Annotated in this window: 11 protein-coding genes; 5 read left to right on the top strand and 6 right to left on the bottom strand. The window is 72.7% G+C overall.

What is annotated here, in order from left to right; translation table 11 throughout:
• Window positions 1-46 precede the first annotated feature (46 nt).
• Entirely contained in the window at window positions 47-1,162 is a 1,116-nt protein-coding gene (locus GH723_RS08275; protein ID WP_267471341.1) for an ABC transporter ATP-binding protein, read from the top strand.
• On the opposite strand, the gene GH723_RS08270 is transcribed toward GH723_RS08275, so the two are convergent.
• The 4 genes from GH723_RS08270 to GH723_RS08255 form a co-directional block, all read right to left on the bottom strand.
• Entirely contained in the window at window positions 1,114-2,808 is a 1,695-nt protein-coding gene (locus GH723_RS08270; protein ID WP_267471340.1) for an ABC transporter permease, read from the bottom strand. The genes GH723_RS08275 and GH723_RS08270 overlap by 49 nt on opposite strands.
• Window positions 2,809-2,812: 4 nt before the next feature.
• Window positions 2,813-3,874 carry an iron ABC transporter substrate-binding protein gene (locus tag GH723_RS08265; RefSeq protein WP_153761135.1) on the bottom strand — a complete coding sequence of 354 codons (1,062 nt, stop codon included), beginning with the start codon at window positions 3,872-3,874 and terminating at the stop codon, window positions 2,813-2,815.
• Between the two features lie 71 nt (window positions 3,875-3,945).
• Window positions 3,946-5,361 (bottom strand): HAD-IB family hydrolase, encoded by a 1,416-nt coding sequence (locus GH723_RS08260; RefSeq protein WP_153759205.1) that lies wholly within the window; start codon window positions 5,359-5,361, stop codon window positions 3,946-3,948.
• A gap of 9 nt (window positions 5,362-5,370) precedes the next feature.
• Window positions 5,371-6,327, bottom strand: a complete 957-nt coding sequence (locus GH723_RS08255; protein WP_153759204.1) for a LysR family transcriptional regulator — start codon at window positions 6,325-6,327, stop codon at window positions 5,371-5,373.
• A 255-nt stretch (window positions 6,328-6,582) separates the two neighbouring features.
• Between GH723_RS08255 and GH723_RS08250 the strand changes: the two genes are divergently transcribed.
• A complete protein-coding gene (locus GH723_RS08250; protein WP_153759203.1) occupies window positions 6,583-7,950 on the top strand; it encodes an acyl-CoA carboxylase subunit beta in 1,368 nt (455 codons plus the stop codon).
• 4 nt (window positions 7,951-7,954) lie between these two features.
• Here the strand turns inward: GH723_RS08250 and GH723_RS18480 are convergent, their stop codons facing one another.
• Window positions 7,955-8,455 carry a potassium channel family protein gene (locus GH723_RS18480; RefSeq protein WP_195210606.1) on the bottom strand — a complete coding sequence of 167 codons (501 nt, stop codon included), beginning with the start codon at window positions 8,453-8,455 and terminating at the stop codon, window positions 7,955-7,957.
• 181 nt (window positions 8,456-8,636) lie between these two features.
• Here GH723_RS18480 and GH723_RS08240 point away from each other — a divergent pair, with 181 nt between their 5' ends.
• On the top strand, window positions 8,637-9,908 hold the full coding sequence (locus tag GH723_RS08240) for a citrate synthase (protein ID WP_153759201.1): 1,272 nt from the start codon (window positions 8,637-8,639) through the stop codon (window positions 9,906-9,908).
• 25 nt (window positions 9,909-9,933) lie between these two features.
• On the opposite strand, the gene GH723_RS08235 is transcribed toward GH723_RS08240, so the two are convergent.
• A complete protein-coding gene (locus GH723_RS08235) occupies window positions 9,934-10,419 on the bottom strand; it encodes a GNAT family N-acetyltransferase (RefSeq protein ID WP_153759200.1) in 486 nt (161 codons plus the stop codon).
• A 60-nt stretch (window positions 10,420-10,479) separates the two neighbouring features.
• On the opposite strand from GH723_RS08235, the gene GH723_RS08230 reads away from it, so the two are divergent.
• Together GH723_RS08230 and GH723_RS08225 are read left to right on the top strand one after the other, a co-directional pair.
• Entirely contained in the window at window positions 10,480-10,833 is a 354-nt protein-coding gene (locus GH723_RS08230) for a DUF971 domain-containing protein (protein WP_195210605.1), read from the top strand.
• A gap of 5 nt (window positions 10,834-10,838) precedes the next feature.
• Window positions 10,839-11,984 (top strand): acyl-CoA dehydrogenase family protein, encoded by a 1,146-nt coding sequence (locus GH723_RS08225; protein WP_153759198.1) that lies wholly within the window; start codon window positions 10,839-10,841, stop codon window positions 11,982-11,984.
• The last annotated feature ends 1 nt before the right edge of the window (window position 11,985 follow it).

Here is an 11,985-nt window from a genome sequence, read left to right as displayed (position 1 = left end):
CGCCCGTCGGACGGATCATCACCGGGCTGTCGGTATCGTGTTCGGCGTGCCGAACAGCCCGGTGACCCTCGACGACGAGCGCCAGACCGCCATCGATGCGCGGGGCATCTCCAAGGCGTTCGGCGCCAACGCCGTGCTCGACCAGGTCGACCTCGTCGTCACCCCTGGAGACACGGTGGCGCTCCTCGGCCCATCGGGGTGCGGGAAGACCACGCTCCTGCGCACCATCGCCGGGCTCGAGCGCCCCGATGCCGGCACCGTGTCGATCGACGGCCAACTCGTCGTCGGCCCTCGCACCCATGTCCCCCCGGAGCGCCGACGGATCGGCATGGTCTTCCAGGACTGGGCGCTGTTCCCCCACCTGAGCGTCGGCGCGAACGTCGGCTACGGGCTCAGCCGGGAAGATCGACGTGGCGGGCGGGTCGAGGAGAGCCTGCGGCTGGTCGGGCTCGGCGGGTTCGCCGATCGCATGCCATCGACGCTCTCGGGCGGTCAGCAGCAGCGCGTGGCGCTCGCCCGTGCTCTGGCACCGCGCCCGAAGGCCATCCTCCTCGACGAGCCGTTCTCGAACCTCGACACCGCGCTCCGGGTCCAGGTCCGCACCGAGGTCCACGCCCTGCTCACCCAGCTCGGCATCACCACCGTCTTCGTCACCCACGACCAGGAGGAGGCGTTCGTGCTCGGCGACCAGGTCGCGGTGATGAGCGGCGGGCGGATCGAGCAGCAGGCGCCGCCGGCCGAGCTCTACGACCACCCGGCGTCCGCCTGGGTGGCCCGCTTCGTCGGTGACGCCAACCTCCTGGTCGCCGATGCCGACGGCTCCGTCGCCGCCACGCGCATCGGCCCGGTCGCCCTTCGATCCGCCGCGAGCGGCCCGGTCGAGGTGCTCCTCCGACCGGAGCAGGTCCTCGTACACGCTGGCCAGGTCGAGGACCTCGGCGGCGCGGCTGCGACCGTCGAGCTGGTCGAGTTCTACGGGCACGACAGCGTCACGATCGTCCGGCTCGACGACGGCACGGAGCTGCGGGCCCGCACCGCCGGCGCCCCGCACGTCCGGCGCGGGGACCGCGTCCGGGTCGGCGCCGCACCTGGCGCCACAGTGGTCGGGTTCGATCAGCGCACCACCGACTCCCCCACCTCAGCGGTCTCCTCCTCGGCCTGAGCCGTCGGCGGGCGTAGTTCCCGCTCGTTCTCCCGGAGCACCAGGACCGCCATCGGGAGCGCGGCGAGCACGACCAGGGCGAGGGCCGGGGCTGCCGCCCGGGCGAAGAACGCCTCCACCGTCGCGTTGTACACCTGGGTCGCGAGCGTGGAGTACCCGGTCGGCGCGAGCAGGAGGGTGGCCGGCAGCTCCTTCATGCAGGTGAGGAACACGAGCATGCCCCCGGCTGTGAGGCCGGGCCGGACGAGCGGGACGCTGATCCGCCTGAACGTCTCGAACGGACCGGCACCCAGCAGGCGCGACGCCTCCTCGAGGGACGGCGTGACCTGCAGCATCGAGCTCCGGATGGCGCCGACGGCCTGGGGCAGGAACAGCACGACGTAGGCGAACACCAGCATCCACATGGTCTGGTAGAGCGCGGGCAGGTACCGAGCACCGAAGTACACGAGCGACAGGGCGACGACGACGCCGGGCAGGGCGTAGCCGGACCAGGACAGGCGCTCGACCAGCCGCGAGAGCCGGCCCGGACGGCGGACCGACAGGGTCGCGATCGGCCACGCGGCGACGACGGCCCCCAGCGCGCCGAGCGCCGACGCCCGCACCGACCCCCAGACGAGGTCGGTGGTCAGCCGCAGCGGCTCGCCGGCGCTCATCCCTCGCTGCAGCCAGTAGACGATGACACCGAGCGGCAGGACGAGCGCGACGAGGACGAGCACGGCACAGGCCGCGACCGCCACCCACCGCCAGGGTCCGAGGTGCACGGTGCGGGCGAGCCGGGCCCCGCCGCCGTGGAGCCGGTGGTACTGCTCGCGACCCCGGGTCCACTGCTCGAGGCCGAGGACCGCCACCGTGAGGGCGACGAGCATCAGCCCGTAGACCGCAGCGATCGAGACATCGAACGACACCCGCTGCTGCACGAAGATCACCCGCGTGAACGAGTCGAACCGGAGCAGCGCGACGGCGCCGAAGTCGCTCAGCGCGTAGAGCGCCACGAGCAGCGCCCCCGACGTCATCGCCGGACGGAGTTGGGGGACCACCACGCGCACGAAGGTGGAGAGGCGACCGTGGCCGAGCGTCCGACTGGCCTCTTCGAGGCTCGGGTCGAGGCGACGCAGCGCGGCGCGGACCGGGAGCAGGACGTAGGGGTAGCTGAACAGCGTCAGCACCATCCACGCGCCGGGGAAGCCGTAGATCTCCGGCAGGCGATCGACGCCGAGCGGCTCGAGCCACCCCTGGACCAGACCTCGGGGCCCGAGCGCGCTGACGAACGTGTAGCCGCCGACGTAGGTCGGGATGGCCAGGGGAAGGGCGGACAGGACGGTCCAGGCGCGACGGCCGGGCAGGTCGGTGCGGACCGTCAACCACGCCAGCGGTACGGCGATCACGAGGCAGGCGGCGGTCACCGCCACTGCGAGGAGGGTCGTGTCGACGAGGAGCTCGAGGGCCCGGTCCGAGGTGGCGATCTCGAGCGAGCGGCTCCACCCGACCTCTCGGGCCCGGACGAGGAGGAACGCCAGCGGCAGCGCGGCGCCGACGGCGACCAGCAGGCCCAGGACGGTCACGACGTCGATCCGGGCCGGGCGCGACGACGGACCGGGACGGTGCACGGATGTGCCGTCGTCCCGGTCCGTCGTCAGCGAGGTCACACCTCTAGAGTGCTCCGACGTCGGTGAGGAGGGCCAACGTGCCCTCGAGGTCGTCGATGCGGCCGAGGTCGATGTCGGGGATGTTGATCTCGCTCACGCTCGGAACGCCCTCCGCGGGCTCGACGCCCTCGACCAGGGGGATCTCGTAGGTCTCGTCGGCGAAGTAGCGCTGCGCCTCCTCCGACAGGAGGAACTCGACCAGCTGGGTCGCCTCGTCCTGCTGGTCGGAGGTGTCGAGGACGCCGGCGCCCGCGACGTTGACGAGGCCGCCCGGGTCGTCCGAGGGGAACAGGTAGTTGGCCGCCGGGTAGTCGGCGTCCTCCGCGAGGTAGCGGTAGAGGTAGTAGTGGTTCACGAAGCCGACCTCGACCTCGCCGTTGGCGACGGCCTCGACGATCGCGGAGTTGCCGTCGAAGGTGACCGGGTCGTTGGCGACGATGCCCTCCAGCCACTCACGTGCGGCGTCCTCGCCCTCGGCGACCCGCAGGGCGGTGACGAAGGCCTGGAACGAGCCGTTGGTCGGCGCCCAGCCGATGCGGCCGCTCCACTCGGGGTCGGTGTACTCGAGGATCGAGTCCGGCAGGTCCTCCTCGGCGAGCTCGTCGGTGTTGTAGACCACGACCCGCGAGCGGCCCGAGGTTCCCACCCACGTGCCGTCGGCCGAGCGAAGGCCTTCGGGCACGAGGTCGAGGATGGCGTCGTCGAGCTCGACGAGCCGACCGGCGTTGGACAGTGCGCCGAGGGCCCCGGCGTCCTGGCCGTAGTACACGTCGGCAGGCGAGTTGTCGCCCTCGGTGAGGATCAGCGAGGCCATCTCGGCCGTGTCGCCGTAGCGCACCTCGACCTCGATGCCGGTCTCCTCGGTGAACTGCTCGAGGAGGGGCCCGACGAGCTCCTCGCTGCGCCCCGAGTACACGGTGAGCGCGTCGGTGCTCGAGGCGTCTTCGGCGGTGGTCTCGGACGAGGTGTCGGTCCCGGCGTCGTCGTCGCCGTCGTCGTCGCCGCAGGCGGCGGCGAGGAGCGACACGGCGGCGAGCAACGCCACGAGGAGCTTCCAGGGTCGGATCACGGGTTCCTCCGGTGGGGGTGGGTGTGGCCCTGAGGTTAGGCAGTCCTAACGGCCCAGGACAAGAAACGTCACCCCTCCGGGGCGTCCCCCGCGGGGCCCGCCCCCGGCGGGTAGGTCCTGGCCAGCTCCTCGGCCGTGGGTTCGTGGCGTTGGCGGGCCTCGTCGGGCAGCAGGTCGACGATCGCCGCCATCATCGACCTCGTCGCCCCGTCGAGGTCCTGGAGGGCCTCGGGCGGCAGCGGATCGAGCGCGGCACCGACGGTCACCGAGACCGTCGGCGGGTGCAGCACGTTCCACGCCTCCGGGACCCGCGACGAGCGCGGCCACACGCGCTCGGTGCCCCACAGGCCGACCGGCACGACCGGCACGCCGGTGGTGGCGGCCAGCCGCGCCGCGCCGTGGCGGCCCTGCAGCTCGGGATCGAAGAACGCCGGACCACGGGGGATCGTCCCCTGGGGGAGGATCGCGACGAGGTCGCCCGCAGCCAGCGCGGCCTCCGCGGCCTGCAGCGGAGCGGCCGACCCGCTGCCGCGATCCACCTGGATGCCCCCGAGGGCCCGTAGGAGCGGCCCCGCGACGGGTACGTCGAACAGCTCCCGCTTGCCGAGGAAGCGGACGGCGCGACCGGCACGACCGAAGGTGAGGCCGAGGGCGACGACGTCGAAGTAGCTGCGGTGGTTGGCGACGACGAGCGCCGGGCCGGTGCGGGGGATGTGCTCGACGCCCTCGAACCGGAAGCGGGCGTAGGGGAACATCTCGGGCCGGGTGAGCGCCAGCAGGGCCCGCTGCGGCTCGACGCCGAGCAGCTTCGGGATCCCCGGCGGGACGTCGAAGTGCTCGATCGGCCACCGCCGGGCGGCGGCGTAGGCCAACAGGCGCGGGTCGGGGTTCACGGCGTGGGGGTGGCCGACGGTGCCGAGCAGCGGCACGTCGTACCAGCTGTCGGAGTAGGCGTGGCTCCGGGCGAGGTCGACGTCGCTCTCCGCGGCCCAGGACCGCACGGCGCGCTCCTTGCCCCTCCCCCAGACGAACTCGCCCTCGATGCCCCCGGTGTAGGTGCCCTCGCGCGCCGCGTAGCGGGTGGCGACGACGGCATCGATGCCCAGCCGGCGCGCGAGCGGCTCGATGAGGTCGTGGGGGGTCGTGGTGGCGAGGACGAGCAGCCGTCCCTCCTCGCGGTGGCGGGCGATCTCGGTGCGCGCCCGGTGCGGCACGCGGTCGGCCAGGACCTCGGCGGCGGCCTCGCCCGCCGCCCGGACGTCGTCGACGGCCCACCCCGCCGCCGCCCGTGCCGCCTGCCGGGTGATCATCATCGTCGGGCGGTTCTCGCCGACGATGTCGAAGATCCGGTAGATCGCTCCTTCGCCCGGGATCGAGCGCTCGGGGAGCACACCGGCGAGTCGGAGGTGCTGGGTGATGACCGGCCCGCTCGCCCCGGCGAGGAGCGTGCGGTCGAGGTCGAAGATCGCCGCGTCGCGCGCCATGGCCGGAGCCTACGACCGCCCGCCCTCGGCGTCACCGGCGGCGGGGCGCGGGCCGTCGGGCAGCTCGTGGATCCCGGTGCGGGTGCCGAGCTGCACGGCGACCACGTCGACGATCCGGTCCCGGACCGCGCGGGCCGCCCGGCTCGGCCGGCCCTTCGACCGCACCACGATCCCGACCGAGCGAGGCGTGAGGTCGTCGACGGCCACGACGGTCCAGTCGCCGCCGACGTAGGAGGGGACGGCACCCGAGGGCACGACCGCAGGGCCGAAGCCCTGGAACGCCAGCGAGGCCAGGAGCCGCATGCCGTCCACCTCCGCCTGGGCGGTGAGCTCGACACCGGCGCGGGCCGCCGCGCCGTCGAGCTCGTCGCGGAAGGACGTCCCGACCGGCGGCATCAGCAGCGGGTGCTCGGCGGCCTCGGCGAGCGCCACGTGGTCGGAGGCGGCGAGGGGGTGGTCGGTGGGGACGACGAGGACGCGGTCCTCTGCGAAGAGCGGCATGGTGTCGAGGTCGGGGCCGGCCGAGGGGATGTTGACGATGGCCAGGTCGAGGTCGCCGCTCTGCACCAGGGGGACGAGCGAGGTGGTGGTGGCGTCGAGGATCCCGAGCCGGACGAGCGGGTGCTCGCGCTGCACCGCCTCGACCAGGCGGGGCACGAGCCAGCGGCCGACGGTGCCGATGACGCCGATGCGGGCCCCGCCGGAGACGACGTCGCCCATCGAGGCCACGTCGGCGGTCATGGCGTCGAGCTCGGCGTTGATCCGACGGGTGCGGTCGAGGACGGCGAGGCCCTCCTCGGTGAGCTGCCCGGAGCTCCGGTCGACGAGCGTGGCACCGAGCTCTCGCTCGAGGCGGGCCACGTGGGTGGACACGTTGGACTGCACGGTGTGCAGCGCCCGGGCGGCGGCGGAGAACGACCCGTGGTCGTGGACGGCGGCGAGGGCGTTCAGCTGGCGGAGATCCATCGCCCAGAATGATGGCACCTATCTCGAACAACTGTTGGACAGATCACGTGCGTGCCTTCACAATGAGCCCTACATACGCCGAGGCTCTGCACCCTCCCCCCAGGGTCGCCTCGAGCCGGTGACGAAGGTTCGGTCCCCCCCAATGACCTCGTCGCCCTGAACAGGACTGGCCTCCCCCCGGCCGGTCCTGTTCCATTTTTCCCTGCCCCATCCCCCCGCGGCGCCGGGTAACGAAGCCCTCCCTTCGCTGGTCGCATGGCCATGACCTCGCCGCTCCACTCGCACCCGCTGCCGCTGCGGGCCCGGACACCGGGCAGCGTCGGGAGCCGGGTCGACCGCCTCGGAGGCCGACCCGTCGTGGTCGTGGAGTCGAACGGCGACGAGCACCGCGGCGCGCTGCTGCCGTCCGACGGTGCCACGATCGCCGCCGCAGCCCGCCAGGCCCGCCAGTCGCGCGTCCCGCTCGTGATGCTGCTGGCGTCGAGCGGCGCCGACATCGGCGAGGGCCTCCCCGCACTGCACGGCTGGGGCACCGCGGCGCGCGAGATCGTCGCCTGCTCGGGGATCGTGCCCGTCCTCGCCGCCGCCACGGGACCCGCCGTCTCCGGGCCGGCGCTGCTGCTCGGCCTCGCCGACCACGTCGTGATGACCGAGGAGAGCTACGCCTTCCTCAGCGGACCGGCGATGGTCCGCCAGTTCACCGGGGTGCCGATCACGACGACCGCCCTCGGCGGACCCGCCGCCCACGCCCGGTCGTCGGGCCTGGCCTCGATGCTCGTCGCGGACGGCGACGAGGCGATCGACGCCCTGACCGACCTGCTCGCCCACCTGCCCTCGCACCTCGACGAGCTCCCGCCGAGCTGGCCCACCGACGATCCCGTCGACCGGCTGGTGCCGGAGGTCGGCGAGCTCCTCCCCACGACCTCGACGGGCAGCTACGACGTCCGTGACGTCGCCCGGGCGATCGTCGACGAGGGCGAGATCCTCGAGCTGCGCGCTGGGTGGGCCCCGAACCTCGTCACCGCCCTGGCCACGGTGGGCGGCCGGACCGTGGGCGTGGTGGCCAACCAACCCCAGGCCCTCGCCGGCACGCTCGACATCCCGGCGTCGCAGAAGGGCGCGCGGTTCGTGGCGTTCTGCGACGCGTTCAACATCCCGCTGCTCACGCTCATCGACACCAGCGGCTTCTACCCGGGCAAGGACCTCGAGTGGCGGGGGATGATCCGCCACGGCGCCCAGCTCGCGTTCGCGTACGCCCGGGCGACGGTGCCCCGCGTCGCGCTGGTGATGCGCAAGTCCTACGGCGGGGCGTACATCGTCATGGACTCCAAGCACATGGGCAACGACCTGATGCTCGCCTGGCCCGGGGCGGAGATCGCCGTCATGGGCGCGAAGCAGGCGAGCGCCGTGCTCCACCGGGGCGAGACCCCCGAGCGACTGGAGCAGCTCGAGGCCGACTACGCCGAGCGGCTGCTCAACCCCTACGTCGCCGCCGAGCGCGGCTCGATCGACGCGGTGATCGAGCCGGCGGAGACCCGACGCGAGGTCGCGGCCGCCTTCGATCTGCTGGCGTCGAAGCGCGAGCGCATCGTCGGGCGCCGCCACGACAACACCCCGCTCTGAGCGGCTACGCCCGGTCGGACCCGCCACCGGTCATGCGGTGGCGCGCCGCCCAGGTGAGCAGTCGCACCGCCCCACCCACGACGACGATGGTGACGACGATGTGCAGCGTCGTGACGAGGCGTGCGCCCTGCCCGACCGGACGGATGTCCCCGAAGCCCACGGTCGAGACGATCGACATCGTGAAGTAGAGCGCGTCCACCTTGGTGGCGAGGCCCTCGAAATGACCGCCAGCGGCGGCGAGCCCGTAGTAGGTGGCCGCCGGCCCGACGACCGCCATCGTCGAGACGACCACGACCGCCGCCACGGCGTCCTGGAACGGTGCCGTCCCGCGGAGGACCGATCGCACCTCGACCGCCACGTAGGGGACGGTCGCGACGAGGAGCAACGATCCCAGCGCGACGCCCCAGCTGCGATCCCGGCCGGTGAGCGGCAGCAGCGCGTACGCGACCACCAGCCCGACCGAGGCGGACGCCGTGGGGAGCCATCGGTGGGCCCCGGGTGTCACCGCTCCCCCACCTCCTCCACGAGCAACGCTCCTCGCCTCGGCGGATCGCCCGGGTGAACGGTGCGTGAAGCGACGGCGTGCATCCGCGGTCAGTGACCGTGGGCGTGGTCGGGGCGGTACCCTCGGGACGACCCGCGCCGAGCGCGGGAGGTACCGAAACACCGATCGCTTGGGAGCTGGAGTGGCTGAGTCCGTCACCATCGTCGACAACCGCACCGGAGAAGCGGTCGAGATCCCGATCGTCAACGGAGGTGTCGACGCGGGCGCGTTCCAGAAGCTGCTGCCCGGCATCTGGTTCTTCGATCCGGCCTTCGGCGCCACCGCTGCGGCGTCGAGCAGCATCACCGAGCTCGACGGCGAGGCCGGCATCCTCCGCTACCGCGGCTACCCGATCGAGCAGCTCGCCGAGCAGTCGACCTACCTCGAGGTCGCGTACCTGCTCATCCACGGCGAGCTGCCCACGGCCGCGCAGTACGACAGCTGGTCGCACGAGATCACCCACCACACGTTCATCCACGAGAACGTACGGAAGCGCTTCATGGAGGGATTCCACCACGACGCGCACCCGATGGGGATGCTCGTGTCGGCCATCGCCGCGCTGTCGACCTTCTACCCCGAGGCGAAGGACATCGACGACCCGTCGGTGCGGATGAAGCAGATCATCCGCCTCATCGCCAAGATGCCCACCCTCGCTGCCGGCGCCCACCGCTTCAGCGTCGGCATGCCGTTCGTCTACCCGGACAACGACCTCGACTTCCCGTCGAACTTCCTGTCGATGATGTGGAAGATCGCCGAGCCGCACTACGAGGCCGACCCGGTCCTGTCCCGTGCGCTCGACGTGCTGTTCATCCTCCACGCCGACCACGAGCAGAACTGCTCGACCACCGCGATGCGCACCGTCGGCAGCTCCCACGCCGACCCCTACTCGGCCACCGCCGCGGCCGCCGCCGCCCTCTACGGCCCGCGGCACGGCGGCGCCAACGAGGCCGTCATCCGCATGCTCACCGAGATCGGCAGCTACGAGAACGTCGACGACTTCGTCGCCAGCGTCAAGGCCGGCGACCGTCGCATGCAGGGCTTCGGCCACCGGGTCTACAAGAGCTACGACCCCCGGGCCGCGATCATCAAGAAGACGGCCGACGAGGTCTTCGAGGTCACGGGCAAGAACCCGCTGCTCGACATCGCGCTGAAGCTCGAGGAGGTCGCCCTCAGCGACGACTACTTCATCAGCCGCAAGCTCTACCCGAACGTCGACTTCTACTCGGGCCTCATCTACCAGTCGATGGGCTTCCCGCTCGAGATGTTCACCGTGCTGTTCGCCATCCCCCGCACCTCGGGGTGGCTCGCGCACTGGCTCGAGGGCCTCGAGCAGAACGTCCGCATCACCCGTCCCCGCCAGCTCTACGTCGGCGTCGACCAGCGCGAGTACCAGCCGATCGAGCAGCGCGGCTGACCACCCGTCCCGGCCGCGCGGCCGGTCAGGACAGGTGCAACCGGAACCCGAGCAGCTCGACGGTGGGGTTCGGCCACCAGTCGAGGTTGGGGTCCCGCTCGAAGCCGAGCCGCTCGTAGATGTGCTGCGCCGCGCGCATCGTGCGGGCGCTGTGGAGGATCACCTCGTGGCGGCCGAGCCGGCGCGCCCGGCCGATGCACTCGGTGGCCAGCGCCTCACCCACGCCCTGGCCCTGGGCGTCGGGGTGCACGGCCAGCATCCGGATGCCGCACGCGTGCTCGGCGTCGAACTCCGCGTAGGGGCTGGCGTGGTCCGGGACGAAGGTGACCCCGCCGACGATGCGGCCGTCGTCGTCGACGAGGACGAGCACCTCGGCGCCCGACGCCCGGCCGGCGACGTCCCGCAGCTCCTCCTCGTACCCGTCCTCGTCGTACCCGCTGTGGCGGTACGCGGCGACCGTGAGGTCGGCGAGCTCGGTGTGCTCCTCGGGGCGGACGGGACGGATCTCCACGTGCGCGACGCTAACGCGGCGGTTCCTGGCCTGCGCTGTGCCCGTGGCAGGATGCGGAGCGTGGAGCGCACCGAGGTCGCCGACGTCACCATCGAGCGCGAGCGGGGTGTCACCGTCGAGTTCGTCGACGGGCACCGCTGCACGTTCGAGCTGCTCGAGCTGCGCCTCGCCTGTCCCTGCGCCGGCTGCCGTGCCGCGCGCGACAAGGGCGAGCAGCCGTGGCCGACGCCGCGCTCGCCGCTGCCGCTGTCGATCGCCGATGCGCAGTTCGTCGGCGCGTGGGGCCTGTCGATCGCCTGGAACGATGGCCACGCGACGGGCATCTACCCGTGGGACGCGCTGCGCGACTGGTGCGAGAAGGGCGCCGCGCAGTACCCGCCGGACTCCGGCCTCGGCGGCCCCGCAGCAGACTGACCGCTGTGGACTTCGCACTCGACCCCGCGCTCGACGCGCTCGCGTCCGAGGCCGCCGCCCTCGGCGCCTCGTGGGCCCGGTCCGACGGCATCCGGGAGGACTCGTGGCTCGTCGGCAACGACGTGGCCTTCGCCGCGGAGCTCGGGCGGCGCGGGTGGCTGGGCATGACGTGGCCCACCGAGGTCGGCGGCGGCGGGCGCTCGCCGCTCGAGCGGTTCGTCGTGTTCGAGGCGCTGATCTCGGTGGGGGCCCCCATCGCCAGCTCGTGGTTCGCCGACCGCCAGATCGGGCCGACGCTGCTCGAGTACGGCACTCCCGACCAGCAGCAGCGGTGGCTCCCCGACATCGTCGCCGGCCGCTCCCTGTGGTGCATCGGGATGAGCGAGCCCGACGCCGGCTCCGACGTGGCGTCGCTGCGCACCCGGGCGGTGCGCGACGGCGACCACTGGGTGGTCGACGGCCAGAAGATCTGGACCAGTGGAGCCGCCGACGCCGACTGGTGCTACCTGATCTGCCGCACCGACCCCGACGCACCGCCGCACCAGGGTCTGTCCGAGCTCGTCGTCGACGTGCGCTCGCCTGGCGTCGAGGTCCTGCCCGTCCGCGATGCCGTCGGCAACGAGCACTTCTGCGAGGTGCGCTTCGACGGCGTGCGCGTCCCCGCGTCCCACCTGGTCGGCACCGAGAACGGCAGCTTCCGCCAGGTCATGCGCCAGATGGAGCACGAGCGCGGTGGCATCGACCGGCTCGTCAGCAACCGGGCGCTCTACCTCGACGTGCGGCCGCTGGCCGACCGGGACGACCCGATGGTCCGCCAGGAGGTCGCGGCGCTCGAGACCGGGTACCGGATCGGACGCCTGATGGTGCTGCGCGAGGTGCTCGGGCAGGCGCCCGCCGGGTTCTCCGCCGCCACCAAGACGTTCTGCACCGAGCTCGAGCAGCGGATCGCCGACTTCGCCACCCGGGTGCTCGGCCCGCACGCGACGCTCTGGGCCGACGAGTCGACGCCCGCGCTGGCGGGCCGGGCAGCACGGGCCGTCTGCTACGCGCCCGGCTACACGATCATGGGCGGCACCACGCAGATCCTCCGGAACATCCTCGGCGAGCGGGTCCTCGGGCTGCCCCGCGAGCCGCGCCCGCCACGCGACTGAC

The organism is Actinomarinicola tropica (assembly GCF_009650215.1).
GTDB lineage: Bacteria > Actinomycetota > Acidimicrobiia > Acidimicrobiales > SKKL01 > Actinomarinicola > Actinomarinicola tropica.
The sequence above is the reverse complement of the archived record's forward strand: the minus strand, read 5'-3'. Positions and strand labels throughout refer to the sequence as shown.